At 70.4% G+C, this 25,994-nt stretch carries 24 protein-coding genes; 9 read left to right on the top strand and 15 right to left on the bottom strand.

What is annotated here, in order from left to right; all coding sequences use genetic code 11:
- The gene (locus tag KIP79_RS40330) at nt 1-687 is read right to left on the bottom strand and encodes a DUF4191 domain-containing protein (protein ID WP_214110304.1); all 687 of its coding nucleotides are present in this window, start codon (nt 685-687) and stop codon (nt 1-3) included.
- Between the two features lie 205 nt (nt 688-892).
- Between KIP79_RS40330 and KIP79_RS40325 the strand changes: the two genes are divergently transcribed.
- From KIP79_RS40325 to KIP79_RS40300, 6 genes are read left to right on the top strand one after another with little or no spacing between them, the layout of a single operon-like run.
- Nucleotides 893-1,921: a LacI family DNA-binding transcriptional regulator gene (locus tag KIP79_RS40325; RefSeq protein WP_214110303.1), complete on the top strand. Its 1,029-nt coding sequence runs from the start codon at nt 893-895 to the stop codon at nt 1,919-1,921.
- Nucleotides 1,918-3,168, top strand: a complete 1,251-nt coding sequence (locus tag KIP79_RS40320) for a sugar ABC transporter substrate-binding protein (RefSeq protein ID WP_214110302.1) — start codon at nt 1,918-1,920, stop codon at nt 3,166-3,168. Before KIP79_RS40325 ends, KIP79_RS40320 begins: the two co-directional genes overlap by 4 nt.
- A 2-nt stretch (nt 3,169-3,170) precedes the next feature.
- Nucleotides 3,171-4,097: a carbohydrate ABC transporter permease gene (locus tag KIP79_RS40315; RefSeq protein WP_214110301.1), complete on the top strand. Its 927-nt coding sequence runs from the start codon at nt 3,171-3,173 to the stop codon at nt 4,095-4,097.
- Nucleotides 4,094-4,903, top strand: coding sequence for a carbohydrate ABC transporter permease (locus KIP79_RS40310; protein ID WP_214110300.1), 810 nt, complete (start codon nt 4,094-4,096; stop codon nt 4,901-4,903). Before KIP79_RS40315 ends, KIP79_RS40310 begins: the two co-directional genes overlap by 4 nt.
- A 13-nt stretch (nt 4,904-4,916) precedes the next feature.
- A complete protein-coding gene (locus KIP79_RS40305; RefSeq protein ID WP_214110299.1) occupies nt 4,917-6,434 on the top strand; it encodes a glucoamylase family protein in 1,518 nt (505 codons plus the stop codon).
- A gap of 26 nt (nt 6,435-6,460) precedes the next feature.
- Nucleotides 6,461-8,266 carry a GH39 family glycosyl hydrolase gene (locus KIP79_RS40300; RefSeq protein WP_214110298.1) on the top strand — a complete coding sequence of 602 codons (1,806 nt, stop codon included), beginning with the start codon at nt 6,461-6,463 and terminating at the stop codon, nt 8,264-8,266.
- On the opposite strand, the gene KIP79_RS40295 is transcribed toward KIP79_RS40300, so the two are convergent.
- Nucleotides 8,252-8,866 carry a TetR/AcrR family transcriptional regulator gene (locus KIP79_RS40295; RefSeq protein WP_308170146.1) on the bottom strand — a complete coding sequence of 205 codons (615 nt, stop codon included), beginning with the start codon at nt 8,864-8,866 and terminating at the stop codon, nt 8,252-8,254. The genes KIP79_RS40300 and KIP79_RS40295 overlap by 15 nt on opposite strands.
- A 104-nt stretch (nt 8,867-8,970) precedes the next feature.
- Between KIP79_RS40295 and KIP79_RS40290 the strand changes: the two genes are divergently transcribed.
- Entirely contained in the window at nt 8,971-9,753 is a 783-nt protein-coding gene (locus KIP79_RS40290; protein ID WP_214110297.1) for an SDR family oxidoreductase, read from the top strand.
- A 359-nt stretch (nt 9,754-10,112) separates the two neighbouring features.
- Complete coding sequence (locus KIP79_RS40285; RefSeq protein ID WP_214110296.1) at nt 10,113-10,514, top strand: hypothetical protein; 402 nt, start codon at nt 10,113-10,115, stop codon at nt 10,512-10,514.
- 13 nt (nt 10,515-10,527) lie between these two features.
- Here KIP79_RS40285 and lipA read toward each other — a convergent pair whose 3' ends face one another.
- From lipA to KIP79_RS40260, 5 genes are all read right to left on the bottom strand, one after another.
- The gene (gene lipA, locus KIP79_RS40280) at nt 10,528-11,463 is read right to left on the bottom strand and encodes a lipoyl synthase (protein ID WP_214110295.1); all 936 of its coding nucleotides are present in this window, start codon (nt 11,461-11,463) and stop codon (nt 10,528-10,530) included.
- 28 nt (nt 11,464-11,491) lie between these two features.
- Complete coding sequence (locus KIP79_RS40275) at nt 11,492-12,487, bottom strand: M48 family metallopeptidase (RefSeq protein WP_214110294.1); 996 nt, start codon at nt 12,485-12,487, stop codon at nt 11,492-11,494.
- A 28-nt stretch (nt 12,488-12,515) separates the two neighbouring features.
- Nucleotides 12,516-13,289, bottom strand: coding sequence for a nickel/cobalt transporter (locus KIP79_RS40270; protein ID WP_214110293.1), 774 nt, complete (start codon nt 13,287-13,289; stop codon nt 12,516-12,518).
- A complete protein-coding gene (locus KIP79_RS40265; RefSeq protein WP_214110292.1) occupies nt 13,286-13,873 on the bottom strand; it encodes a hypothetical protein in 588 nt (195 codons plus the stop codon). Before KIP79_RS40265 ends, KIP79_RS40270 begins: the two co-directional genes overlap by 4 nt.
- A 147-nt stretch (nt 13,874-14,020) precedes the next feature.
- A complete protein-coding gene (locus tag KIP79_RS40260; RefSeq protein ID WP_214110291.1) occupies nt 14,021-15,688 on the bottom strand; it encodes a purple acid phosphatase family protein in 1,668 nt (555 codons plus the stop codon).
- A 218-nt stretch (nt 15,689-15,906) separates the two neighbouring features.
- Here KIP79_RS40260 and KIP79_RS40255 point away from each other — a divergent pair, with 218 nt between their 5' ends.
- Nucleotides 15,907-16,383 (top strand): hypothetical protein, encoded by a 477-nt coding sequence (locus KIP79_RS40255; RefSeq protein WP_214110290.1) that lies wholly within the window; start codon nt 15,907-15,909, stop codon nt 16,381-16,383.
- On the opposite strand, the gene lipB is transcribed toward KIP79_RS40255, so the two are convergent.
- The 8 genes from lipB to KIP79_RS40215 form a co-directional block, all read right to left on the bottom strand.
- The gene (lipB, locus tag KIP79_RS40250) at nt 16,380-17,039 is read right to left on the bottom strand and encodes a lipoyl(octanoyl) transferase LipB (RefSeq protein ID WP_214110289.1); all 660 of its coding nucleotides are present in this window, start codon (nt 17,037-17,039) and stop codon (nt 16,380-16,382) included. The genes KIP79_RS40255 and lipB overlap by 4 nt on opposite strands.
- Nucleotides 17,036-17,785 carry a Type 1 glutamine amidotransferase-like domain-containing protein gene (locus tag KIP79_RS40245; RefSeq protein WP_214110288.1) on the bottom strand — a complete coding sequence of 250 codons (750 nt, stop codon included), beginning with the start codon at nt 17,783-17,785 and terminating at the stop codon, nt 17,036-17,038. Before KIP79_RS40245 ends, lipB begins: the two co-directional genes overlap by 4 nt.
- Nucleotides 17,786-17,900: 115 nt before the next feature.
- A complete protein-coding gene (locus KIP79_RS40240; RefSeq protein WP_214110317.1) occupies nt 17,901-18,800 on the bottom strand; it encodes a TIGR01777 family oxidoreductase in 900 nt (299 codons plus the stop codon).
- Between the two features lie 106 nt (nt 18,801-18,906).
- Nucleotides 18,907-20,394: a 2-oxoglutarate dehydrogenase, E2 component, dihydrolipoamide succinyltransferase gene (sucB, locus tag KIP79_RS40235; protein WP_214110287.1), complete on the bottom strand. Its 1,488-nt coding sequence runs from the start codon at nt 20,392-20,394 to the stop codon at nt 18,907-18,909.
- 24 nt (nt 20,395-20,418) lie between these two features.
- Entirely contained in the window at nt 20,419-21,798 is a 1,380-nt protein-coding gene (gene lpdA, locus KIP79_RS40230) for a dihydrolipoyl dehydrogenase (RefSeq protein ID WP_214110286.1), read from the bottom strand.
- An 82-nt stretch (nt 21,799-21,880) separates the two neighbouring features.
- Entirely contained in the window at nt 21,881-23,407 is a 1,527-nt protein-coding gene (locus KIP79_RS40225) for a leucyl aminopeptidase (RefSeq protein ID WP_214110285.1), read from the bottom strand.
- 43 nt (nt 23,408-23,450) lie between these two features.
- Nucleotides 23,451-24,224 (bottom strand): adenosylcobinamide-GDP ribazoletransferase, encoded by a 774-nt coding sequence (locus KIP79_RS40220; RefSeq protein WP_214110284.1) that lies wholly within the window; start codon nt 24,222-24,224, stop codon nt 23,451-23,453.
- Nucleotides 24,225-24,668: 444 nt separating this feature from the next.
- Entirely contained in the window at nt 24,669-25,439 is a 771-nt protein-coding gene (locus KIP79_RS40215) for a bifunctional adenosylcobinamide kinase/adenosylcobinamide-phosphate guanylyltransferase (RefSeq protein ID WP_308170144.1), read from the bottom strand.
- Nucleotides 25,440-25,994: the final 555 nt, after the last annotated feature.

Raw genomic sequence — 25,994 nt, 5'->3', positions numbered from 1 at the left:
TCAGCGAGCCTTGGGCGCCTTGGGCGTCTTGGGCATCCGCGCCCCCTTGGGCATCGGGCCCTTCGGCATCGGGATGGACGGGGTGAGCGCGCGCATGCGGTTGTTGATCTCCGACACGGCGGGCTTCTTGAGGTTGCGCGGCAGCTTCATCAGGTGCCGCTGGAGCTTGGCGATCGGGACCTGACCCTCCCCGTCGCCGCACTGGACGTCGTAGACGGGCACGTCGATGGCCACCCGCTGGACCCGCTTCTTCTCGGCCACCAGCATGCGCTGCACCCGGTTGCCCGGCCCCTCGGAGACGAGGATGACGCCAGGGAAGCCCACCACCCGGAAGACGAGGTCCTGTTCCCGGTTGACGGCGACCGGTTTCTCCTCGACGTACCAGTTCCCGCGCATGCCCTGGAGGATGGCGTAGGTGGCGCCGGGCTGGCCGTGCAGCAGCGAGAACTGCGCCTTCTGGGCCAGCTGGCCAAATACGATCATGCCGACCAGCAGGGCCACCGGGATCCCCAGGATCACCGCGTACACCACGCTGTTGAGGAGCAGGCCGAGCACCACGGCGAGCACGAGCACGCCGACGACCGACCCGTAGACGATCGGCATCCCCTTGGGATTGGCCTTCTTGATGATCTGCGCGACCATCCGGATCTGCTTGATGCGGCCTGGGTTCGCCGGGTCTTTCGCCATGACGTGAAGGATACAAATCCCTCGGTCAATTCGTGAAAACGAGACCTGGTTCGGGGTAGGGGCAGCCGCCAGGACGGGTCTTTACAGCGGCGCAACCGGGGTGTAACACTCGGGGGCATCCCATGGTGTAAGCGCTTCCACTTCCGGCGGGGATGAGTGGAAGCGCTTACACCCTCACGATAGGCAGACCGGAGGACGGACGAGCGTGGCCAACAGTGACGAGAGCGCGACCATCTACGAGGTCGCGCAGCGGGCCGGGGTCTCCATCGCCACCGTGTCGCGGGCGCTGCGCGGCACCGGGCCGGTGGCCGCCAAGACCCGGGAGCGGGTGCTCCGCGCCGTCGAGGAGCTGCGTTTCACCCCCAGCCGCCTGGGCGTCTCGCTCGCCTCCGGGCGGCACGCCGCCAACGGCATCGTCTTCCCCGACCTGTCGGGGCCGTACTTCGCGGAGGTGCTGCTCGGCTACGAGGAGGTCGCCTCCGAGCTGGGCCGTTCGGTGATCGTCCTGTCCACCCGGGGCCGCGCCGCCGTCCCCGACCTGGTACGGGACCTGGCCGGCCGGGTGGACGGCATGGTCATCTTCGGCCAGACGGTACGGGACGAGGTGGTGGCCGAGATCGCCGCCTCCGGCATGCCGCTGGTCATGATCGCCCGGGGCGACGCGGTGGCCGGAGCCGACGTGGTGGCCAGCGAGAACACCGAGTCGGCCGCCCGGCTGGCCACCCACCTGCTCGGCCACGGCTACCGGAACTTCGCCCTGGCCGGCGGCCACGACCAGGGCGACATCAGCCAGCGCTGGACCTCCATCGGCCGGGTCCTGGCCGAGCACGGCATCACCCCGCCGGAGCCGTCCCCGTGCGAGTTCACCGTGGACGGCGGCTACGCGCTCGGGCGCTACCTGCTCTCTGCCCACCACCACTCCGGCCCGCGCCCCGACGTCATCGTCTGCGCCGACGACCAGGTCGCGCTGGGCGTGATCCTGGCCGCCGAGGAGCGCGGCCTGTCCATCCCGGGTGACGTGGCCGTCACCGGATGGGACGACATCATGGCCGCCCGGCACGCCCGCCCGGCCCTGACCACCGTGCGCCAGCCGATGCGCGACCTCGGCGCCCGCGCGGCCCGTGCCCTGGACGAGCTGATCAACGGCGTCCGGGACACCCCAAGCTCGCAGGTCATTCCCACCGAGCTCGTCGTACGGGCGAGCTGCGGTTCGCACCCCCTGGAGGAAGCGTGAAGAGGTTCGTCATCGGCCTGACCGCCCTGGGCCTGCTCGCCGCCGCCTGCGGCCGGGACGCCGCGGGCCCCGCGGAGCAGGCCACCGACGTGGATCTGAACAAGGCGTCCGGCGAGGTCACCGTCTGGGCGATGGGCGCCGAGGGGGAGGCGCTCGGCGCCTTCGCCAAGGAGTTCGAGGCGGCCAACCCCGGCGTCACCGTCAAGGTGACCCCGCTGGGCTGGGACGTCGCGCACGACAAGATCACCGCCGCGATCGCCGGGAACGCCACCCCGGACGTCTCCATGCTGGGCAGCACCTGGATGGGCGAGATGGCCAAGACCGGCGCCCTGGAACCCACCCCCGGCAACCTCATCGACCGCGCCGCCTTCTTCCCCGGCGCCTGGGCCACCGGCGAGGTGGACGGCACCGCGTACGGCGTGCCCTGGTACGTGGAGACCCGCGCCTTCTACTACCGCACCGACCTGGCCGAGAAGGCCGGCGTCCAGGCCCCCGCCACCTGGGACGAGGTCACCTCCTTCGTCCAGGCCCTGAAGGACCGCGCGGGCGCCGGACTCGGCGTGGAGCAGAACTTCAAGCAGGGCTCCTGGCAGGAGGTGGCGCCCCTGGTCTGGCAGGCCGGCGGCGACATCGCCGCGGACGGCAAGTGGACGCTGGACACCCCCGAGATGGTGACCGCGCTCACCCACTACGCGTCCTTCTTCAAGGACGGCCTGGCCGCCACCGACCAGCCCACCGGGGCCTTCCCGCAGACCTTCGTGAAGGGCGAGGTCGGGGCCTTCTACTCCGGCCCGTGGATGATCTCCACGATGGAGAAGGAGGGCGGGGACGGCTTCGCGGAGAAGTTCGCCGTCGCGCCGTACCCGAAGGGCTCCGCCGGGGGGACCAGCCTGATCGGCGGCAGCAACATGGTGGTCTTCAAGAACGCCAGGAACCGGGAGGCGGCCTGGAAGTTCCTCCAGTGGCTGACCGACCCGAAGGTGCAGGCCAAGTGGTTCGGGCAGGTGGCCGCGCTGCCCAGCGTGCAGGCGGCCTGGCAGGAGCCCGCGCTCACCGCCGACGAGCGGGTGAAGGTCTTCGGCGAGCAGCTCAAGGACGCCAGGTCGGCGCCTGCCGTACCGACCTGGGAGCAGGTGGCCAAGGTGATGGAGACCGAGATCGAGAAGCTCGCGCTGGGCAAGCAGACGGCGCAGGAGGCGGCCAAGGCCATGCAGGCGCAGGCCGAGGCGATCGGGACCGGGGCCTGACGATGGTGGCCACCGCGGAGACCGGAGTGCGGCGGGCGGCGGGGACGGTGCCCCGGCCGCTCCGCGGGACCGGGATCGGCTGGCTGTTCGTGACGCCGTTCGTGGTGGTCTTCGCGGTGTTCTGGGCGGGGCCGCTGCTGGTGGGGCTCGGCATGAGCTTCACCGACATGCGCAGCACCGACGTGCGGAACCCGCTGGGCGTGGAGCTGGTCGGGCTCCGCAACTATCTGCGGCTCTTCGACGACGAGCTGATGCGCAGGGCGGCGGTCAACACGCTGGTGTTCGTGGTGACCACGCTGCCGCTCACCATCGGCCTCGGCCTGGCGGCGGCGGTGGCCCTCAACTCGGGCATCGCCCGGCTGCCGGCCGCCTTCTTCCGGCTGGGCTACTACCTGCCGTACGTGACGAGCATCATCGGCATCGCGGTGGCCTGGCGTTTCCTGCTCGATCCTGAGGCCGGGCCGGTCAACCAGCTGCTGGCGGCCGTCGGCGTGGACGGGCCCTCCTGGCTGGCCGACGAGACGCTGGCGCTGCCGGTGATCATCGTGATGACGGCCTGGCGCAGCTTCGGCTTCGACATGATCATCCTGCTGGCCGCGCTGCAGGGCATCCCGAAGGAGCTGTACGAGGCGGCCGAGGTGGACGGCGCCGGGCGGTGGGCGCGGTTCCGCTGGGTCACCGTGCCGATGCTCCGGCCCGCCCTGCTGTTCTGCACCGTGTACAGCTCCATCGGGTTCACCCAGTTCATGGAGGAACCGCTGGTGATGACCCGAGGTGGTCCCGCGGGGGCGACCACCTCGGCCTCGCTGGCCATCTACAACCAGTTCGGGTCCGGAAATTTCGGGTATGCCGGGGCGGCCGCCACCGTGCTGTTCACGGTGATCGCGGCGCTGGCCTTCCTGCAGTTCCGCCTGGGGAGGTCGCGATGACGCGCCGGATGTGGACCTACGCCGGGCTGGCCGCCGGTCTGGTGCTGGTGGTGTTCCCGTTCGGGTGGACCCTGCTGGCCTCGTTCAAGCCGGAGGGCGAGATCCGGCGCGACCCGCCCACCCTGCTGCCCGAGCAGTGGACGCTGGGCAACTACGCCGGGCTGTTCGAGCGCACCCAGATGGACGCCGCGTTCTTCAACAGCGCGGTGGTCGCGCTGGCCGCCGTGGCGGGCAACCTGCTCTTCTGCTCGATGGTCGGGTACGCCTTCGCCAAGCTGCGGTTCCGGGGGCGGAACGTGCTGTTCGCCCTGGTGCTGGTGCAGCTGATGGTGCCGGCGATCGTGGTGATGATCCCGCAGTTCGTACTGATCGCGAAGTTCGGGCTGGTCAACACGTTCCTGGGGATCATCCTGCCGACCATCGTGACGCCGCTGGGGATCTTCCTCATGCGCCAGTTCATGGCCGACATCCCGGACGAGCTCCTGCACGCCGCCCGGGTGGACGGCGCGCGGGAGTTCCGGATCTTCTTCCAGATCGTCCTGCCGCTCTGCAAGCCCGCGCTGGCCACGCTCGGCCTGATCACGTTCTTCACCTCGTGGAACGCGTTCATCTGGCCGGCCGTGGTGGCGCAGAGCGAGGACATGTACACGCTGCCGGTCGCCCTGGCGATCTTCAGCAACGCCCAGGCCACGCAGTACGGGCTGCTCATCGCGGGCGCCGTGGTGGTCGTGGCGCCGATCCTCGTGCTCTTCCTGTTCCTGCAGCGCTACTTCGTCCAGAGCACCACTTTCACCGGTCTCAAGTAACAGGACACCCATCATGCGCAAGTGTTTAGCGGCGGCCGTGGCCGCCACCTTCGCCCTGCTCCCCGTCCAGCCGGCCGCCGCCGCGCCGCCTGCCAAGAAGACCCTTGAGACGTACGCAAAGGACGCCTGGCGGTCGATGACCGCGATGGTGGACCCCGCCACCGGCATCCCCGCCGACAAGATCGAGGGCACCCTGGCTCCCGGGACCCGGGCCGAGGTCACCTCGCCCACCAACATCGCCAGTTACCTGTGGAGCACGGTGGCCGCCCGCGACATCGGGCTGATCCGGCGGCCGGAGGCGCTGAGCCGGGTGACCCGGGCGCTCGACGCGGTCTCGCGATTGGAGCGGCACGCGCCGACCGGCCAGTTCTACAACTGGTACGACCCGCACACCCTCGCCCTGGTCCGGGTCTGGCCGGAGAGCGGCAGCCCGGTGGAGCCGTTCGCCTCCAGCGTGGACAACGGCTGGCTGGCGGCGGCCCTGATGATGCTCCGCAAGGCCGTCCCCGAGGTGGCCGCGCGGGCGAACGCGCTGGTCACGAGCATGGACTTCCGCTCCTACTACGACCCGGCCGGCAAGCCGGACACCGGCCTGCTCCGCGGCGGCTTCTGGCCCGCGCAACCCTCCGGCTGCTCGGTGCCGAGCGACTACAACGGCTCCGGCACCACGGTCTACTCCACCTGCCACCACTACGGCGCGCTGACCGAGACCCGGATCACCTCCTACGTCGGCATCGCCCTCGGCCAGCTCCCCAAGAACCACTATTTCGGCATGTGGCGGACATTTCCGGATACGTGTGACTGGTCGTGGCCGGAGCAGAAGCCGGTCGGGACCTGGGAGACTCACCAGGGCGTGAACGTCTTCGAGGGCACGTACGGCTACCGCGGCATGCGCCTGGTCCCCACCTGGGGCGGCAGCATGTTCGAAGCCCTGATGGTGCCGCAGCTCGTGCCCGAGGACACCTGGGGCGCGCGAAGCTGGGGCCGCAACCACCCGGTGTACGTCGCCGCCCAGCGGGAACACGGCCTGAACGACGCGAAATACGGCTACTGGGGCTTCTCGCCCAGCAACAACCCGGCCGGGGGCTACCGGGAGTACGGCGTGGACGCCATCGGCATGGACACCGACGGCTACACCTCCGACCAGGAGCGCACCTCGGTCGACTACGGCTTCGAGGGCTGCCGCCCCGGCAAACCGGAACCCTCCGCCTACGGCGACGGCGTGGTCACCCCCCACGCGTCCTTCCTGGCCCTGCGGTACGCGCCGGAGCACGCCCTCGCCAACCTCGCCAACATCAAGAAGGACTTCGACGCCTACGGCCCCGGCGGCTTCTACGACGCCGTCGCGGTGCGCAGCGGCCAGGTCGCCAAGCAGTACCTGGCGCTGGACCAGGGCATGATCATGATCGCCCTGGGCAACGCGCTGAGCCGGGACGCGCTGCGCGGCTACTTCGCCTCACCGCAGGTGCGCGACGCGCTGGCGCCGCTGCTGGCGGAGGAGTCCTGGAACGTCATCCCACCCGCCAACTGAAGTCGACCAACTCGGGGAGAAACATCATGAGCACGGCCGAGTCCGCCCGTCGTGACTGGCTGAACCGCGTCTACCGGCCGTCCGGGGAGGTGGCGGGGGCCCCGGTGCCCGCGCTGCCCGCGCCCGGTGGGTTGCGGGCCTGGTCCGGGCGTGGGCACGCCACGCTGACCTGGGATCCCGTCCCGGGGGCGATCGGGTACCTGGTGGAGCGTGCGGCGGCGCAGGCCGGGCCGTACCAGGGGATCGGGCAGCCCGACGTGGACGTGCCCGCCGTTCCCGGCACCCGGTACGTGGACACCGGCGACCCCGCCGCCTGGTACCGGGTGGCGGCGATCACGACGATGGACTCGGCCGGGCCGTTCTGCGAACCCGTTCCGGTCACGCCTGGCGACACGAGCGGGCAGGTCACCGTCGAGGTGCGGGCCGACCGGGTGAGCGGGGCCGCCGGGCGGCCGTGGGCGTACATGATCGGGTCGGAGCACCTGTCCCACCTGCTCTCCACCGACACCGTCGGCGGGCGGCCGATCGGTGAGGAACTGCTGACGGCGCTCCGCCTGGTCCGGGAGGAACTCGGCGTGCGCACGGTCCGCGCGCACGCCATCCTCGGCGACGACCTCGGCGTCTACCGCGAGGTGGACGGCGAGCCCGTGCACGACTTCCGGAAGGTCGAGGAGGTCTACGACCGGATCATGTCCATCGGCCTGCGCCCGATCGTGGAACTCTCCTTCATGCCCCGCGACCTGGCCGCCGATCCTGCCAGGACGGTCTTCGGCTACCAGGCGATCATCTCCCCGCCCAGGGACTACGACCGGTGGGGTGACCTGGTCCGGGCCCTCACCCAGCACCTCGCCGACCGGTACGGACTCCAGGAACTGATCGACAACTGGGCCTTCGAGGTCTGGAACGAACCCAACCTGGAGGTCTTCTGGAGCGGCACCCCCGAGGAGTTCTTCCGCCTCTACGACGTCACCGCCGCCGCCGTCAAGGACGTGCATCCCGGCCTCCGCGTCGGCGGCCCGTCCTCGGCCGCCAACGGCTGGGTCCAGGAACTCCTCGACCATGTGGACAAGTCCGGCGCTCCGCTCGACTTCCTCTCCACCCACACCTACGGCAACGCCCCGCTGGACTGGCGCCCCGCCCTGGCCCGCCACGACCGCACCGGCACCCCCATCTGGTGGACCGAATGGGGCCCCACCCCCACCCACTTCCACGGCATCGGCGACGGCCCCTTCGGCGCCACCTTCCTGCTGCACGGCATGCGCTCAGCCGCCGGCCGCCTGGACGCCCTCTCCCACTGGGTCGCTTCCGACCACTTCGAGGAGCTTGGCCGCCCCCCGGCCCTCTTCCACGGCGGCTTCGGCCTCCTCACCGTCGGCAACCTCCGCAAACCCCGCTACTTCGCCCTCTCCCTGGCCAACCGCCTGGGCCCCCACGAACTCCACCACACCCTCACCGGCGACCTCGCCGCCCTCGAAATCTGGCCGACCCGCCACCCCGACGGCACCCTCTCCCTCCTCATCTGGAACACCACCCTCAACCAATCCCAAGCGGGCGGCGTCCCCACCCTCACCCGCGACATCACCTTGACCCTGACCGGACTGACCCCGCCCTACACCCTCACCCACCACCGCATCGACCACACCCACTCCAACATCCAGTCCACCTGGGCAGCCGACACCCCGTGGCCAGACGGCGACCAGTGGGCGGAGCTGCACGCGGCCAACACCCTCGACCTCTACACGCCCCCGCAAACGATCGAAGGGGAAACGGTGACCCTCACCTTCCCCCTCCCGATGCCAGGAGTGTCGTATATCGAACTAACTCCCCGTTGACTGAGCTGCGGCGGTACCGAACCCCCGCAGCAGCGTGTCGACGATCAGGGTGGTCAGGGTGTCGATGTCCGCGTCGGCGGTTCCGCCCTTGGTCGCCTCGTGGATGAGCGCGTAGTAGCAGCGCCGCGCCCACACGATGTCGACGTCGGACCGCAGGAGCCCGGTGGCCTGCGCACGGCGGAGGAACCGATCGCACTCCGCCAGCACCTCCGCGTGCACCCGGGAGATCTCCGGATCCGCGGAGCTCCCGGCCCGGTCCATGGCGAAGCCCCAGCCGATCTTGACACGGAGCACGTCCGCGGTCACCCGGTAGAGGACGACCAGCGGCGGCACGGCGTCGGACACCGCGCCGTCGACGGCGGCGGCGAACTGCGCGGTCGCCCACCGGGTCAGGGCGTCGATCAGCGCCTCGCGCGTGGCGAAGCGCCGGTGCACGGTGGTGCGGGCGACACCTGCGGCCTCGGCGATCTGCTCCATGGTGGCCGTGGGATCGACCAGGAGCACGCGTTCGGCGGCCTCCAGGATCGTGTGCACCGTCCGTTCCGCGTCGGCGCGGAGTGGCTTGCCGCCGATGCGGAGGCGTTCGTGCTGCGCTGTCACCTGAAAACACTACATCGAGATAGCTGCATCCCAAGAACTTGCGACATTAATGTCGCAAGTTATAGCCTTTTCGCGTCGTTAACGATGCAATGAGGAGGCGCGAAATGGACCTGCAGCTGAGCGGGCGGACCGCCGTGGTCACCGGGGCCAGCAGGGGGATCGGGCTCGCCACCGTCGCGGCGCTGCGCGGCGAGGGCATGCGCGTGGTCGCGGCCGCGCGGACGGTGACGCCGGAGCTTGCGGAGCTGGGGGCGATCGCGATCCCGGTGGACCTGGGGGCGCCCGCCGGGCCGGAGCGGCTGGTCGCGGCGGCACTGGCGGAGCTGGGTGAGCTGGACCTGCTCGTCAACAACGTCGGCGGGGGTGACGGCGACGCGCTGGGCGGGTTTCTGTCCTTCGACGACGAGCAGTGGGCGGAGATCTACGGCCTGAACCTGTTCGCGGCGGTTCGCACGACCCGGGCCGCGTTGCCCAGTCTGCTGCGGCGCGGCGGCACCATCGTCAACGTCTCCTCGAACGCCGCCCGGATCCCGCACGCCGGCCCAGTTCCCTACACAACGGCGAAGGCGGCCCTGACGGCGTTCGGAAAGGCCCTCGCGGAGGAGTTCGGACCTGCGGGCGTTCGCGTCAACACCGTGTCCCCCGGCCCGGTGCGCACCGCCATGTGGGAGTCACCCGACGGCTACGGCGCCCAACTCGCCGCCTCACTCGGGCTGACACGGGAGCAACTGGTGGCCGGACTACCCGCCACGATGGGCATGACCACAGGACGCCTCGTGGAACCCGCAGAGGTCGCCACCCTGGTCGCCTACCTCGCTTCACCACTCGCGGCAAGCACCACCGGAGCCGACCACATCATCGACGGCGGAGCGATCAAGACAGCCTGACGGCCCGCGCTGACTCCCTGGACGCGGATCTTTTCGCCTATATCGGCATCCTCCATATCAAACTGGTGACAATAGCTGTTGTCGGTGTTAGACAAGGGATATAGTCTGCCGCGTGTGGTAGAACGAGACTCGTACGCGGGGATTCGTGATCGGATCGTCGCGCTCGCCCGAGCGAAGGGGTTGCGCTGCGACTGGGCTGAGACCGGTAAGCGGCAACGCTTCCTCTTGCTTTGGGACGCAGAGGGTCGAGTGGCCGCACGTGCGATCGTCCCCCTCTATCCTGGCGAGACTCCGTACCTGGTGTCCGCCCTTGAGCAGGGGCTGGCGCATCTGTTCGGCGACGACTGGCTGGAGGGCTGATGGCCGTCAATGATCGCGTTGATGTGCACGTGACCAAGAACGGGCCGCTCTGGCTGGCCAGCCTGGAGGGCGTGGCAGGGGGGATGTCCGCGCGTTCTCTGAAGGAGTTGCACGGCGACATCGCCGAAGGACTGCCGTTCCTGTTCTCGGACCGCGAAGTACCGCCGGCCCCGGTCTTCCACTACACGTTGCCAGGAGTGACGGAGGCGGATCTGGCGGCCTTCGCCGAGCTTCAGCGAAGGGCCGCCGCGATCGCCGACGACTACACCCGTACCGCCAGGGCCCGCATCAGCCAACTTCACGCGCTTGGCCTGTCCGACGCCGACATCGGCGAGCTCCTCGGACTGACCAAACAGCGGATCCAGCAGATCAGAACCGGCGCGGCACGGCAGAGCGCCTGATTCCCCCGACCGCTCAGGACGTGGTGGTCGCGCGTCGCTGGATGGCCTGCTGGTAGAGGCGGCCCGCGCGGTAGGAGGAGCGGACCAGGGGGCCGGAGAGGACGCCGGCGAAGCCGATGGATTCGGCTTCGGATTGGAGTTCGACGAACTCTTCTGGCTTGACCCAGCGGTCCACGGGGTGGTGGCGGGGGGTGGGGCGCAGGTACTGGGTGATGGTGAGGAGGTCGCAGCCGGCGTTGTGGAGGTCGTGCATGGCCTGGACGATCTCCTCGCGGGTTTCGCCCATGCCGAGGATGAGGTTGGACTTGGTGACCAGACCGGCCTCGCGGGCCGTGGTGAGGACCGACAGGGAGCGGTCGTAGCGGAACGCGGGGCGGATGCTGCGGAAGATGCGGGGGACGGTCTCGATGTTGTGGGCGAAGACCTCGGGGCGGGCGGAGAAGACCTCCTCCAGCTGGGCGCGGTCGCCGTTGAAGTCGGGAACCAGGAGCTCCACGCCGCAGCCGGGGAGCAGGGCGTGGATCTGGCGGGCGGTCTCGGCGTAGAGCCAGGCGCCCCCGTCGGGCAGGTCGTCGCGGGCCACACCGGTGACCGTCGCGTACCGCAGGCCCATCTGCTGGACCGACTCGGCCACCCGGCGCGGCTCGTCGGTGTCGTACTCCTTGGGCTTGCCGGTGTCGATCTGGCAGAAGTCACACCGCCGGGTGCACTGGTCGCCCCCGATCAGGAAGGTCGCCTCGCGGTCCTCCCAGCATTCGTAGATGTTGGGACACCCGGCTTCTTCGCAGACGGTGTGCAGCCCCTCCCGGCGGACCAGGGATTTCAGCTCCGTGTACTCCGGCCCGGTCCTGAGCCGGGTCTTGATCCACGGCGGCTTACGTTCGATGGGGGTCTGGCTGTTGCGAACCTCCAGGCGGAGGAGCTTGCGGCCTTCAGGTGCGACGCTCACCCCGCCAGCTTATGTCAACCACCGGAGCTCACGAGAGCAGCCCCAGCCCTTGCACGGCACGGGCGTACACAGCCTGGAGCTCCTGATCCACCCGCGCGGACTCGGCCGCGGCGGACGGCAGCGCGGGAGCGGGGTCCGGGCGTGCGGGGACCCGTTCGAGCTCCCGGAGTTCCGCGCGGTCCAGCGCGGCCCGGCGGATGGCCGTGAGGTCCTCGCCGCGCAGCGCGGCGGCCTGGAGCGGGGCCAGGTAGCGACGGGACTCCAGCAGCGCGGTCAGCTCGCGCACCGCGGCCTGGCCCGCCACCCGCTCGGCGGCCTGGCGTGCCAGCTCGGCCTCCTGGGCCAGCCGCCCCCGGGTCAACCGGCGCAGCGCCCACTCGGCCAGCAGCGCCGGCCAGCCGATCAGCCGTCCCAGCCCCCTGCCCATCTGCCCGGCCGCGTCATAGGTGGTCTCCGGCGCCCACGCGCCCAGGGTCAGCGCCATGTCCTCGTGTGCCCGCTGCCGGGAGGAGTTCACCCCGCCGCCGAACAGCGCGGCCCGTACCTCGCCCAGCGTGGTGAGCGCCCCGCCGACGATCACGCCCAGATCCGTCCGGGTGCTCGCGCAGGCCCTCGCCAGCAGGGCGACCCGCTGGGCGGGGCTGAGCGCCAGCCAGAGCGGCACGCCGATGGTCAGCACCGGCCGCCGGTCGAGCCCGGTCCGCCGAAAGTCCGCCCCCAGGCCGAGGTCGAGCACCGCCACCGCCTCCGGTCGCGGCACGCCGGTAGCCTCGGCCACCTGGTCGGCCAGGCGGTACAGGGCGGGGGCGGATTCCCGGGAGAGGATCTCGGCGCCGGGGGAGAGGCGGGCGGTGCGGGGACGCAGGAGCACACCGATGCCGATGAGCAGGGCGCCCAGCAGCCAGAACGGGAGGAAGCCCGGGTTGAGCAGGATGAGCAGCAGACCCGTTCCGGCGAACGCGAGAGTGAAGGCGTGTACGGCGATCGCGATGACATAGGCCGCGATCCTCGCGAGGGGGGACATCTCGCCATTGTGGCGGTTTCGGCGGCCCTCAGGTAGCCAGCGCTGTGACGGCGGTGGCCAGGTAGAGGCACCCCCCGGCGGCCACCGCGACACCCGCCAGCGCGGGCGTCCAGGACGCGGCCGCGCGGATCAGGGGCAGGTCCCAGGTACGGCGGCTCAGCAGCGCGGCGCCGCGCACGGTCACCACCCCGACACCGGTCAGCGTGATCGCCATCCCGGCGCCGAACACCAGCACCAGCACGACGGCGTCCAGCGCCCGCCCGGTGAGCAGTCCGCTCACCAGCACGATGAACGCCGACGGCGAGGGGACCAGCCCGCCGGACAGCGCGAGCGCGATGAGCCCCCGCCGCGACCACGGATCCACCAGCTCATCGTGGCCGTGCCCATGTCCGTGGCCGTGGCCGTGGCCGTGCCCGTGTCCATGCCCGTGCGCCCGGCGGTCGCGGAGATGCCGGTACGTCAGGTGCGCGCCGACGCCGATCACGACCGCGCCCGCGAGCACCTGCAACCAGCTGGTGACGGCCTTGGTCCCGACGACTCCGCTGGTCAGGCCCGCCCAGGCCAGCGCGAGCGCGAGCACCGACACCGTGTGCATCAGCGCCACCACCACACCCAGGCGCACCGCGTCCCGATAGCGGCCGTGTGTCCCGATCAGGTACGCCGCCGTGACGCTCTTGCCGTGCCCGGGCGCGACCGCGTGCAGCGCGCCCACCCCCAGCGCGACGGCCATCATCAGCCAGAAGGCGCCCGCGCCGTCGAACAGCGTGATCAGGTAGTTCTCCTGCTCGGTGGTCCCGTTCATGCGCCCGCGCCCGCCTTCCGGTGGCGTACCAGGAACAGGCCCAGCGCGCCGAGCACGCCCACCAGCGCGACGGCGGGCACCGCGAGGGACAGGCCGCCCGTGGCCGAGTCGAAGCGCAGGCGCTGGGTGTCGGTCGTTGCGGTGAGCATCGCCTGCGCGGGCGTGGCGGGTGCCTCGGCGGTGAGCGCGGTGCGGTACGCCTCGTGCATGTCGGTCAGCAGGCTGATCCGCACATCCACGTCCACCACGGGCTCCGCGCACGCGAAGCTGAACCGGGCGCCCTGGTCGAGTATCTGCTCCAGCGGCGCCAGTTCGCCCGCGCACGGACGTCCGGCCTGGGTCACCCCGACCTTGGACAGCAGGTAGTCGCGCACCGCCGTGGACCGGGCGAGCTTCTGCTCGCCGGTCAGTGAGGTGTCGACGCCCGCGGCCGGGTCCTCGAACGCACCGAGCCTGCGGCCGAGCGCCACCCAGTCGTCCGCGGCGGCCAGCCAGACGATGGTCACCCGGGAGCCCTGGGCGCCGACCCTGGCCGTGGACGGGTCCCCGAACGGATGCGCTGTGGCCGGTAAGGGGACCGCCATGGCGAAAACAGAGGCAATGAACAGCACGGCGAGGCGTGCGAGAAAGCGGCGGATCAAGGGGTGGCTCCTGTGCGAAGACCCGGGTGAGGCCGATGGGTACGGCCTCACCCGGGGTGGATCACCTGCTCAGGGGTGATCCGGGGTGGTTCACTTGCTCACGGTGATGGCGGGGCTGGTGATCTTCTGGTTCTGGCTGTCCAGGTAGACCACGTAGCTGTCGCCCTTCTGCGTGGCGGCGGGCACGCGGATGGTCTCCACGACCCGGCCCAGCTCATCGGCGTTCACGTAGCCGATCAGCTGCTCGTCCTTGCCGCGGTCGGTGCTGTCGGCCTGCTTACGCCACCAGACGGCCACCTTCTCGCCCGGGTCGTAGCCGTACGCCGAGACCTTGATCTCGGCCTGCTTCCAGGCCTCGGTCTTGTCGACGATGACCTGCTCGCCCACGGTGTTCTCGGGGGTGCGCAGCTCGTTGACGGTCCGCTCGCCCTTGTCGTTCTTGCGGATCACGAACCCGTCGTGGTGCTCGCCGTTGGCGTACCGGGCCTCGAACGTGACGGCGTCCTTGGTGACGTCGATGAGCTGGTAGAGCTGGGTGTTCTGGCTGCTGCTGATGACCTCGGCGCCGTTGCCCGTCCAGTTCTCGCCGTTGTTGAGCGCGTACATCTTGCCGCCGGAGACCGACACGACGTACGCCACGCCGTTGTGCACCGTGGCCGACTGGCGGGCCGCGACCTGGTTGCCCCGGCCGTAGGAGTGGTCGTGGCCCTGCAGGACCAGGTCCACGCCGTACTTCTCGAACAGCGGCGCCCACTGGGCGCGCACGTTCGGGTTGTTCCGGGTGCCGGTGGTGGAGTACACGGGGTGGTGGAAGGTCACCACGGTCCACTTGTTCGGGTTGTCCTTGAGCAGGCCCTCCAGCCACGCGGTCTGCGCGGCCATCAGCGTGGCGTTGCTCTGGACGTTGCTGTCCAGGCCGATGAACCGCACGCCCTGGTAGTCAACGCTGTAGACGGTCTGCTTGAGCTCGGCGTTGCCGGGCCCGTTGTCCGGGTACGGGAACTGCGGCCGCCAGAAGTTGGACAGGCCGCCGCTGTACTCGTGGTTGCCCGGGATCGAGATGTTGTTGACCTGGCCGTCGATGAAGCCGCCGGCCTTGAACCACTGGCCCCACTGCTCCTCGCTGTTGGCGGAGTCGATGAGGTCACCGGCGTTGACGATCGCCTTGGCCTGCGGCCGGTCGGCGAACGCCTGGCGGAACACGCGCGGCACGGCCGAGTCGATGTAGTTCTGCGCGTCACCGTAGTAGATGAAGGAGAACGGCTCGAAAGCGGCGGCGGCCGTGGTGAAGTCGACCCACTCGCTCCAGTTGGTGCCGTCGCCGACCCGGTAGGTGTAGCGGGTGTTCGGCTTCAGCCCGGTGAACTCGACGGTGTGGTAGGTCGAGGCGTACCCGAGCGTGGTGTTCACCGGGACGCTCGCGATGGCCTGGACGGTGGCCACCGCACCGGCGGCCGGCACGACCTGGCCGAGCGCGCGTGGCGCCTCCAGGATCTGGGCCTGGGCGTCAACCTGGGCTGCCTCGGCCCGCCACGACACGCGCTGGCTGGTGGCCGGGGTGGCGGTGGGGATGAGGATGAGTCGGTCGGGAATCGGGGTCGGCTTGTGCACCTCGGCGGCCGGGTACTTCGGCGGCGCGGCGGCGCTGATGGCGGCGGGGGCTACCACCAGGCCGGCGAGCAGCAGCGCACCTGCGCCGATCGCACCGAACTTGGCCTGCCGGGACTTGATCGGCCACGGCTTCCTGGGCTCATTCACTTTTAGTTCTCTCCAAGCAAACGATCTCGTCCACTGCGAGTGCAAGGCGGACGCCATCGAATTCACCCACGCAACATTGACGATCACCTGTCCCCTGACTTGCGGAAAGGTGAACTCATGATCGTCAATGTACCGGTCATCCCATGTTTGCCTGGAGTTTGGTAAAAGCCGCTTACTATCGGCCACGGATCGTGTGTGAACTGGGGAAAGGCAGACGGATGGCGACGACACCGCGGGCGGCGGCCCGCCCGCTGAGCCTGCTCCCCGCCGTCGCCGCGCTCGGCGCGCTCTTCGTGGTGCCGCCCGTCCAGCCCACGGTCAAGACGGAGACCTTCATCACCGCCCAGACGAGCGGCATCCTGCTGATCGAGGGCGGCGAGTGCTTCAGCGACCCGGCGTACTCGCCGGAGGCGGGCGAGCGCCTGGTGCGCTACACGCCCTGCGCCCTGGGCGCCGACAACCAGTCCTACGGCTTCACCCACGTGCCCGACGGCCCGTACGACCCGGCGGCGCTGACCACGTTCGCCTGGCGGAGCTGCGGCGACCGCTACACGAAGCTGTGGCGGGGCAGCCGCCGGGATCTGGCCTACTACCCGATCATGCCGACCGCGGAGACCTGGGCCGACGGCGACCGCGACGTGATGTGCGCCGTCTACCACCCCACCGGCCGGCTCACCGGCTCGGTGCTGCCCTAGGGGTGCAGGTCCTCCTCGTACAGGTCGTACAGCTGCGCGCCGAGCGCCTCGCCCAGGCGCTTCTCCGCGTACGGCATGACCTCCTCGGCGGTGATCCGGCGGCCGGTCTCGGCCGACAGGGAGGTCACGCCGGTGTCGGTGGCGGACATGATCCGGGTGTACCAGCTCAGATCGTTGGCGCAGTTCAGGGCGAAGCCATGCATGCTCACCCCGTTGCGGACCCGGATGCCGATCGCGCCGAGCCGCCGGTCGGGCAGCCCGAGGGCGGCGTCGCCCCGCGCCCACGCCCCGCCGCTGCCCGGCACCCGCCCGGCCACCACCCCCATGTCGGCACAGGTGTGGACGAGCACGTCCTCAAGCAGCCGCACGTACGCGGTGACGTCGGAGACCCCGACGATCGGGTAGACCACCAGCTGTCCCGGCCCGTGCCAGGTGACCTTGCCGCCCCGGTCCACGTCGATCACCGGCGTGCCGTCGCTCGGCCGCTCGGGCCCCCGGGTACGCTTACCCGCCGTGTAGACCGGCGCGTGCTCCATGACCAGGCACAGATCGCCCAGCTCCCCGCTCACCCGCCGCCGGTGCGCCAGCCGCTGCAGGGCCCAGGCCTGCTCGTAGGGGACATCGACACCTAGTCGGACGATCGCCAGCCTGCTCACAGGTCCAGGGTAGACGCGAGCTGCCGGGGTTCGATACGGAACTCCTTCACCCCACCCGCCCCATCTCTTTCCACCTTGTACGCGTATCCGGCCGGCTCCACGCTCACCGCCTGGATGAACTCGGTGCCCACGTAGTGCAGCGCGACCCCCTCGTCGGCCGCGTACCCGTCCGGCAGCTCGCCCGAGGCCACCGACTCGTGCAGCAACGCGCGCCGCTGCTCGTCGGAGTCGTAGTGCACCCCGCACGAGTACGGCAGCAGCCCGAGACCCTCCGCCCACGGCCGCAGCGTCGGCCCGAAGGAGTCGGTGTTGCCGCCCACGTGCCAGATCAGCGCCCCCGCGCTCTGGCCCGCCAGCACCACCCCCGCCTGCCAGGCCTCCTCCAGCGCCTCGTCGTACCCGTGCAGCCGCCAGAGCGCGGCCAGGTTGGCCACGCTGCCGCCGCTCACGTAGATCGCGTCCTGCTCCAGGATCCAGGCCCGGGGGTCGGCCACGTTCGGCATCGGGAAGACCGTCAGGTGGCTCAGTTCGACGTCCCAGTCGCGGAACGCGCCGTACATCTTGAGCAGCCAGTCGGCGTCGTCGCCCGAGGCGGTGGCCAGCAGGCCCAGCTTCGGGCGGTCCTGGCCGGTCAGGTCAAGGACGTACCGCAACAGCGGGGTCGCCTCGAAGAACCCGTACCGGTCGGTCGGGCGGAACGAACCGCCACCGATCGCCACGATATGCGACTGCCCACTCCGCCCCATCGTGCACTCCCCGCGTCAGAAGGTAAGAAGAGTGCCCAAGCCTACGACCCCACCGGCCCTCCGCGGGCCGCTATCCCGCCCCGAGGCCCCTGAATGCCGGGGCACCAACCTGGGGTCAGGCGGCGAGGGTGGCCGCCAGGGCGTCGTCCAGGGCGGGCTGGGTGAACGGGAAACCCGCGTCGAGGAGCACGCGGGGGAGCACCCGCTGGCCGATCAGCACGCCCTCGTCGGCGAACTCGCCCAGAGCCAGGCGGAGGGCGAAGCCCGGGGTGGGGATCGGCATGGTTGCGCGCTTCAGGGCCCTGCCGATGGCCTTGGTGTACTCGGCGTTGGTCACCGGCTGGGGCGAGGTGAGATTCACCGGTCCCGAAATATCGTCTCTTGTGAGGAGGAAGCGGACGGCGGCCACCCAGTCGGGGAGGGAGATCCAGGAGAAGTACTGGCGGCCGGAGCCGAGCGGCGCCCCCATGCCCAGGCGGAAGATCGGCAGCACCTTGGCCAGCGCCCCGCCCGACCTGCTCAGCACCACGCCCGACCGCATCCGGACCACCCGCACCCCCGCAGCGGCGGCCGGGCCGGTCGCGCCCTCCCACTGGGCCACCACATCGGCCAGGAAGCCCTTGCCCTGCGCGTCCTTCTCGTCCACGGCGCGGTCCCCGGTGTCGCCGTAGAACCCCACCGCCGAGGCCGACAGCAGCACCGGGGGCGGCGTGGTCATCTTGGCGATGGTGGCGGCCAGCGTGCCGGTCCCGTGCGTCCGGCTCTCCAGGATCTGCCGCTTGTACGACTCCGACCACCGCCGGTCGCCGATCCCCGCGCCCGCCAGGTGCACCACGGCCGAGGCGCCCTCCAGCACCGCCGGGTCGAGAACACCCCTGTCCGGGTCCCAGGAGGCCTCACCGGGGCCGGTGGGCTCACGCCGTACCAGCCTGAGGACCGGGAGGTCGTCGGCGGTGAGCGACCGCACCAGAGCCGAGCCGAGCAGACCCGAGGAACCCGTCACCACGATCGTCATGTCACCCACGCTAGTTCCTTCGGCTCCGGCTCCCGGGGAGGATGCCCCCCGAAACGGCGAGGAGCCCCCGCCGGCGTGCGGCGGGGGCTCCTCTGCTGCCGAACTGCTACAGGCCGAGCTGGCCCTCGAAGAGGCCCTCCTCCAGGCGGCGCTTCACCGTGGTGAGGAACCGCGCGGCGTCGGCGCCGTCCACCAGGCGGTGGTCGTAGGTCAGCGCCAGGAAGACCGTCGAACGGACCGCGATGACCTCGCCCTCCGGGGTGTCCACCACGACCGGGCGCTTCACCACCGCGCCGGTGCCGAGCATGCCGACCTGCGGCTTGTTCAGGATCGGCGTGTCGAACAGGGCGCCCCGGCTGCCGGTGTTGGTCAGCGTGAAGGTGCCCCCCGCGATATCGTCGGGGCTGATCTTGTTGGTCCGGGTGCGCTCCGCCAGGTCGGCGATCTTCCGGGCCAGCCCGGCGATGTTCAGGTCGCCCGCGCCCTTGACCACCGGCACGATCAGACCCTTCTCGGTGTCCACCGCGATGCCGAGGTTCTCGACATCGTGGTAGGTGACCTCGTTGGTCTGGTCGTTGATGACCGCGTTCAGCTTGGGATGCACCTTCAGCGCCTCCACCGCGGCGAGCGCGAAGAACGGCATGAACGACAGCTTCACGCCCTCCCGCGCCTCGAAGGCGGCCTTGGCCCGCTGGCGGAGCCGGGCGATCTTGGTCACGTCGACCTCGACCACCGTGGTCAGCTGCGCGGTGGTGTGCAGCGAGTCCATCATGCGGTCGGCGATCACCTTCCGCAGGCGGGACATCTTCTCGGTCTTGCCGCGCAGCGTGGTGTCCACCTGGACCGGCTCGGGCGCCGCCACCGGAGCGGCCGCCTGCGGCGCCGGCTGGCTCACCGGCTGCTGGACGGCGGGTGGCGCCGCGGCGGCGGCCGCCGCTGCCTGCTCGCGCTGCACCCGGGCCGCCTCGATGACGTCCTGCTTGCGGATCCTGCCGCCCACCCCGGTGCCGGAGAGGGTCTCCAGGTTCACGCCGTGCTCGACGGCCAGCTTGCGGACCAGCGGCGTCACGTACGGGCTCTCGCCGGTGGACGGCAGCGGGGCCGGCTCGGCGGCCGGGGTCGTCGCGATCGGCGACGGCGTGTACGTGGGCGCCGGGGCCTGCTGCGGGACCGGGACCGTCTGCGGGCGGAACACCGGCTGCGGGGCCGGCGGGGCCGGCGGAGCAGGCGGGGCCTGGGGAGCCGGCTGCGGCGACGGCTGCGGGATCGAGGAGATCGGCGGGGCCGGGGCGGGCTCCGGCTCGGGCTGCGGCTGCGGCTGGGCGGCCGGGGCGGGCGCCTCGGCGGGGGCCGCGCCGGCCGAGTCGATGACCGCCAGCTCGGCGCCCACCTCCACCGTCTCGTCCTCCGCCACGATGATCTTCGTCAGGTACCCCGCGGACGGCGACGGGATCTCGGTGTCGACCTTGTCGGTGGAGACTTCGAGCAGTGGCTCGTCGGCCTCGACGTGGTCGCCCTCCTTCTTCAGCCATCGGGTGACGGTGCCCTCGGTCACGCTCTCGCCGAGCTGGGGCATGGTTACGGAGACAGGCATGATGTGTCTTTCCTATGCGGGCGGTCAGTTGTGGACGTGCAGCGGCTTGCCGGCCAGCGCGAGCATGGCCTCGCCGAGAGCCTCGGACTGAGTCGGGTGCGGGTGGATGAGCTGCGCCACGTCACCCGCCGTCGCCTCCCAGTTGTAGATCAGCTGGGCCTCCGCGATGAGCTCGCCGACCCGGCTGCCGACCATGTGCACGCCCAGGACGCGGCCGTCCCGCTCGGCCACGACCTTGACCTCGCCCTGGGTCTGCAAGATCTTGCTCCGGCCGTTGCCGGCCAGGTTATAGGTCAACTCAACCACGTCGTAGCCGCGCTCGCGCGCCTGCGCGCTGCTGAGGCCGACCGCGGCCACCTCCGGCTCGGAGTAGGTGATCCGCGGCACGCCGTCGTAGTCGATCGCCGCCGGGTTGAGGCCGGCGATGTGCTCGGCCACCAGGATGCCCTCGGCGAAGCCCACGTGCGCCAGCTGCGGGGTCGCGATCAGGTCGCCCACCGCGTACACCCCCGGGGCGGAGGTCTGGCAGAGCTCGTTGACCTTGACGAAGCCGCGCTCCACGGCCACGCCCGCCGCCTCGAAGCCCAGGTCGGCGGAGACCGGGCCGCGGCCCACCGCGACCAGCAGGAGCTCGGCGTCCAGCGTCTTGCCGTTGGCCAGCGAGACGACCACGCCGGTGTCGGTGGTCTTGACGCTCTCGAACCTGGCGCCCAGCTCGTACTTGATGCCCCGGCGCCGGAAGGCGCGCTCCAGCAGCTTGGAGTTGGACTCGTCCTCCAGCGGCAGCAGGTGCGGCAGCGCCTCGACGATGGTCACCTCGGCCCCGAACGAGCGCCACACGCTGGCGAACTCGACGCCGATCACGCCGCCGCCCAGGACCACCACGGAGCTGGGCACCCGGTCGAGCACCAGGGCGTGGTCACTGGTGATCACCTTGGTGCCGTCGATCTCCAGGCCGGGCAGCGACTTCGCGTACGACCCGGTGGCCAAAACCAGGTTCCTGCCCTGGATGACCTGCCCGTCCACGGTGACCTCGTTCGGCCCGGTGACCCGGCCGAAGCCCTCAATCGTGGTGATCTTCTTGCTCTTGATCAGGCCCTGCAGGCCCTTCCAGAGCCCGCTGATCACCTTGTCCTTGTAGGCGAGCACGCCCGGCACGTCGATCCCGTCGAACCGGGTCTTGACACCGAACGCCTCACCCTCCCGGGCCTGGTCGGCCAGCTCCGCCGCGTGCAGCAGGGCCTTGGTGGGGATGCACCCGTTGTGCAGGCAGGTGCCGCCGACCTTGTTCTTCTCGATCAGGGCCACGCTCATGCCGAGCTCCGCCGCCCGCAGGGCACAGGCGTAACCACCACTACCGCCACCTAGGACGACGATGTCGAAGGGGCCGCTGCCATCAGCCACTGGAAAGCTCCCTAATGAATTTCACTGCCGTTGTGAACGGCATCTTTTCACTTGTCACTGAAGATCGTGGTTCAGACGCGGGCTACCGTGCGTATCGCTCCGCGATGCCGAACAACGTCCGGGTGAGCGCCCCTGTTCCGCCCTTCGGGGTGTAACCATGGGGTTCGCCCTTGTTGAAGGCCGGGCCCGCCATATCGACGTGTGCCCAGCGAACGCCTTCCGGAACGAACTCGCGCAGGAAAATCCCGGCCGCCAGCATGCCGCCCCAGCGCTCCGGGTGCAGGTTGGCGATGTCGGCGATCGGCGAGTCCAGCCCCTTGCGCAGCTCCTCCGGCAGCGGCATGCCCCAGGCGCCCTCACCCTGCTCCTGCGCCACGCCCACCAGCTCGGCCCGCAACTCGTCGTCGTTGGACATGATCCCGCAGGTCCGCCAGCCGAGCGCGACGATCTGCGCGCCGGTCAGGGTGGCCACGTCGATGATCAGATCCGGGTTGTCCTCGGTCGCGCGGGCGATGCCGTCGATCAGGACCAGGCGGCCCTCGGCGTCGGTGTCCAGCACCTCCACGGTCTTGCCCGAGTAGGTGTGCAGCACGTCGGAGGGGCGCTGCGCGGTGCCGGAGGGCATGTTCTCGGCCAGGCAGAGGTAACCCACCGCGTTCACCTTCAGGCCGGTCCTGGCCACCGCCAGCAGCGCGCCCAGTACGGCGCCCGCGCCGCCCATGTCGGACTTCATCCAGTCCATCGAGGCGGCCGGCTTGAGCGACAGACCGCCGGAGTCGAAGGTGATGCCCTTGCCCACGAAGGCGATCCTGCGGTCGGCCTCCGGGTGGGTATAGGCCAGGCGGACCAGGCGCGGCGGGTTGCTCGAACCCTGGCCGACGCCCACGATGCCACCGTAACCGGCCTCCTTCAGGGCGACCTCGTCCAGCACCTCCACGGTCAGGCCCGCCTTGCCGCCGACCTCCTCGGCGATCTCGGCCAGCCGGGCCGGCCACAGGTCGGAGGGCGGGGTGTTCACCAGGTCGCGGACCAGGTTCACCGCCTCGGCCAGGGTGGTCGCCCGCAGGCTCGCGGCCTCGGCGCCCTCGGCGGCGGTCAGCACGCTCACCTCGGCCACCGGGGGGCGCTTCTGACCGTTGGTCTGGTACTTGCTGAAGCTGTAGGCGCCGAGCAGGGCGCCCAGGGCGACCGCCTCGACCTCGGCGATGGTGGTGGCGGGCAGGGCGAAGGCGGCCTCGTTCGTGCCGGCCAGCGCGCGCGACGCGGCCCCGGCGGCGCGGCGCAGCGCCTCCGTCCCCAGGGGTTGGTCACCCTCGGGGGCGTCACCGAGCCCGACGGCCACGACAATGGGCGCGGGTAGCGCGCCGAAGGTCGGGATCTTCGCGATCTCTTCCGGCTTGCCGGTGAAACCCATCGCGGTCAGGGTGGGGCCGAGTCGCCCGCTTAGGGCTTGGTCGACGCCCTCCGCTCCCGGGCCGGGGTGTGGGCCGTCGGCGGAGGCGTATATCCCGATAACGAGAGCACTGGTCTCGATGGAGACCGGGTCAGATGCATTGACGCGCACTGTGGTCACGTGAGCCGATGCTAGCTGTGCTTTCACGGTACGCATAAACGAGGGTTCGTCCTACCAATCGGCTGAGGGCTGTCCAACATCAGGTAAGCAGTATGGCGGCGGTGACCAGGACCGTGGTGGTGGCCGTCTCGACCAGCGCGCCGAGCACGTCTCCAGTGATACCACCCAGCCGCCGTACGGCGTGGCGACGCATCGCCCAGGCTGCTGCCAGGCCTGCGAAGACCGCAAGAACGAGGTGGTAGCCCGCTTCCCGTGACATGCCGATCAGTCCGACGGCGATACCGGTCGCGGTCACCGCACCCGCCGTGTTCACACTACCGGCCACCAGCGCGCCCAGCCCTTCGTTCCGGGCCGCCGGTACTCCCTTTACACAAGCCCAGGTCACCGCGAGCCGGCCCGTGACGCATGCCGCGACCAGCACAATCGCGGCGTCATCCGCCAACTCCGTCAACGCCGCCACCTGCGCCAACACCACGAACACCAGGGTGACCACCCCGAACGGCCCCACATCGGACTGACGCATCACCTCAAGCGCCCGCGCCGCCTCCTTCCTGCTGCCCAGACCGTCCGCCAGATCCGCCAACCCGTCGAGGTGCAATCCCCGGCTGGCCAGCGCCAGCACCCCCAGTGCCGCCACGGCGGCCAGCAGACCGCCGTTCAGCGTTGCCCGCCCACCTGCCAACACCGCCGCCCCGAGCGCTCCCATCCCCAGCCCGACCAGGGGAGCCAACCCCATGGCCCATCCCGCGACCCGGCGATCGACCCGCTCCACCCGGACCGGCCACACACTTAAGAACCCCACGGCCAGCCGCCAACCCGCCCAGACCTCTTGAAGCACGCCTCTGAATCGCATTCCCCCACGATTGCGTACGGTGACCTGGCCGGTGGACAGGGGCTGGAGGCCCGGACGTGCATCGGGCTGAGGCAGGGAGCGCAGCCGCAAGTAGGCGGATACCGACCAGAGGTCTCCGACGACGGGTTCGCGCACAAGGGCTGGTCGGTGCTGGTGGTGATCGGCTACATCGCCTCCTTCGCGCTGCTGGCGCGGGCGTTGAAGCTGTGGATGCCGGTCGGGAGGTCGCCCGTTTTGATCAGCGGTCCCTACCGTTGTGACATCTGGGCTCATAGCGTTCAGATGCCCCGGAAGGGGTGAGTGTGGCTTTCAATGAGTCGTTTGTTTCCTTCAGCGGCCATGCGCGGTTGAAGGTCGTGGGCAGCTCTCTGTTCTGCGGATCCCTGTTCTGCGGATCCCTGTTCTGCGGATCCCTGCTTTGCGGAGCCCTCAGACGGTGAGGGGTCAGGCTGGGAGGGGGATGACGCGGGAGGTGACGACCAGGGCGGCGTCTTCGGACTGCGTGGCCAGGGATTGGTTGAGGTCGCCCAGGAGGTCGCGGAAGAGACGGCCGCCGGGGGTCGGGGGGATCAGGCCGAGGCCCACTTCGTCGGATACGGCCACCACCGCTCGGGCTGTCGTCTGGCGCCAGGCATCGATCAGGGCGTCGCATTCGCGACGGACAGCCTGGATGGCGGCTTCGTGGTCTTCCACGGAGGATCCGGAGGGGGAGTCGGGAGTGCTCGGTGGCCAGGCGTTGGCGGCGTCGATGACGGCGGTCAGCCAGGTGCCTATGGCATCGATGAGCAGGACGCCGGTTTCCGTGGTGAGGACGGTGGCCAGATCGGTGGTTTCGAGGGTCCGCCAATGTGCGGGACGGCGGGTCTGGTGGGCCTTGACGCGGGCGGCCCAGTCGGGGTCGTCGTCCCTTGAAGGGCCGGTGGCGACGTACGTCACATCAGGTTCGGCGGCCACGCGAAGTTCGGCCTCGGCGGACTTACCGGAACGGGAGCCACCAAGCAGAAGGGTCCGCCTTGGCGGAACGCGCCGGATCGCCCAGTCGTCTGAATGCCGGTCGTCTGAATGCCGGTCACCGGAATGCTCGCCGCCGGTCCGCAGGACAGTTCCGTCCGGCACGGCCACCGCCCCCCAGAACGCCAACCGCCGTTCAAGTTCCCTCTCCGAAGCAACCCGATGGTCAAGCCCGACCGCGACCACCTGGGTACCCTCACCCACCAGCCCCCGCCTCCGCAGATCCCCCAGCCGATCCGGCCGCTCCAGCACATCAATCAACACGATGTCGTAGGGATCCCCCCGATCCTCACTCCCCGGCCCCCCATTGGCGAACAGCAGACTCCCCCCATCCGGCCCCACAACCGAGTCCCCATCCTCCCGCCGACTCAGCCTGTGCCCCACAAGCGACACATTGTCATCAACAACCACCGAAAACGGCTTACGCGCCGCAACCACCCGTCCACAGGAAGCACACCCACACCCCACCTCCGGCCACCCCGCCGGCCCCCCAGTCCCAACCAACTCCACTTTCATCGGCTCCCCCTCCATCAACGCCCCCGGCAGAATAGCCACCCCACCCACCCACCAACCCACCCCGCACCAAGGCTGGCCACGACTGCCGTACTTGTCCCCCGCCACCCCCCGTTCCGGCCTTCGGTCAGACCCGGCTACCGCTGGGGTGGGTCGTTCCGCGTTCATGCACGGGTGCTCCGGCGGGGGTACCGACGACTTCCCGTACAGGAGATCGTCATTACCGTGCTTCTCCCACCCACCCGC

The organism is Acrocarpospora catenulata (assembly GCF_018476525.1).
Classification (GTDB): domain Bacteria; phylum Actinomycetota; class Actinomycetes; order Streptosporangiales; family Streptosporangiaceae; genus Acrocarpospora; species Acrocarpospora catenulata.
Note: the sequence above shows the minus strand (reverse complement) of the source record. Positions and strands in the feature narration are given on the sequence as shown.

What these genes read in the sequence shown, in the direction of transcription:
- KIP79_RS40240 (WP_214110317.1), bottom strand. Translation starts at nt 18,800, where the DNA reads ATGACGATCGTGGTGACGGGTTCCTCGGGTCTGCTCGGCTCGGCTCTG.
- KIP79_RS40300 (WP_214110298.1), top strand. Translation starts at nt 6,461, where the DNA reads ATGAGCACGGCCGAGTCCGCCCGTCGTGACTGGCTGAACCGCGTCTAC.
- KIP79_RS40305 (WP_214110299.1), top strand. Translation starts at nt 4,917, where the DNA reads ATGCGCAAGTGTTTAGCGGCGGCCGTGGCCGCCACCTTCGCCCTGCTC.
- KIP79_RS40275 (WP_214110294.1), bottom strand. Translation starts at nt 12,487, where the DNA reads ATGTCCCCCCTCGCGAGGATCGCGGCCTATGTCATCGCGATCGCCGTA.
- KIP79_RS40290 (WP_214110297.1), top strand. Translation starts at nt 8,971, where the DNA reads ATGGACCTGCAGCTGAGCGGGCGGACCGCCGTGGTCACCGGGGCCAGC.
- KIP79_RS40270 (WP_214110293.1), bottom strand. Translation starts at nt 13,289, where the DNA reads ATGAACGGGACCACCGAGCAGGAGAACTACCTGATCACGCTGTTCGAC.
- KIP79_RS40220 (WP_214110284.1), bottom strand. Translation starts at nt 24,224, where the DNA reads ATGCGATTCAGAGGCGTGCTTCAAGAGGTCTGGGCGGGTTGGCGGCTG.
- KIP79_RS40255 (WP_214110290.1), top strand. Translation starts at nt 15,907, where the DNA reads ATGGCGACGACACCGCGGGCGGCGGCCCGCCCGCTGAGCCTGCTCCCC.
- sucB (WP_214110287.1), bottom strand. Translation starts at nt 20,394, where the DNA reads ATGCCTGTCTCCGTAACCATGCCCCAGCTCGGCGAGAGCGTGACCGAG.
- KIP79_RS40285 (WP_214110296.1), top strand. Translation starts at nt 10,113, where the DNA reads ATGGCCGTCAATGATCGCGTTGATGTGCACGTGACCAAGAACGGGCCG.
- KIP79_RS40225 (WP_214110285.1), bottom strand. Translation starts at nt 23,407, where the DNA reads ATGCGTACCGTGAAAGCACAGCTAGCATCGGCTCACGTGACCACAGTG.
- KIP79_RS40245 (WP_214110288.1), bottom strand. Translation starts at nt 17,785, where the DNA reads ATGGGGCGGAGTGGGCAGTCGCATATCGTGGCGATCGGTGGCGGTTCG.
- KIP79_RS40310 (WP_214110300.1), top strand. Translation starts at nt 4,094, where the DNA reads ATGACGCGCCGGATGTGGACCTACGCCGGGCTGGCCGCCGGTCTGGTG.
- KIP79_RS40265 (WP_214110292.1), bottom strand. Translation starts at nt 13,873, where the DNA reads ATGGCGGTCCCCTTACCGGCCACAGCGCATCCGTTCGGGGACCCGTCC.
- KIP79_RS40330 (WP_214110304.1), bottom strand. Translation starts at nt 687, where the DNA reads ATGGCGAAAGACCCGGCGAACCCAGGCCGCATCAAGCAGATCCGGATG.
- KIP79_RS40315 (WP_214110301.1), top strand. Translation starts at nt 3,171, where the DNA reads ATGGTGGCCACCGCGGAGACCGGAGTGCGGCGGGCGGCGGGGACGGTG.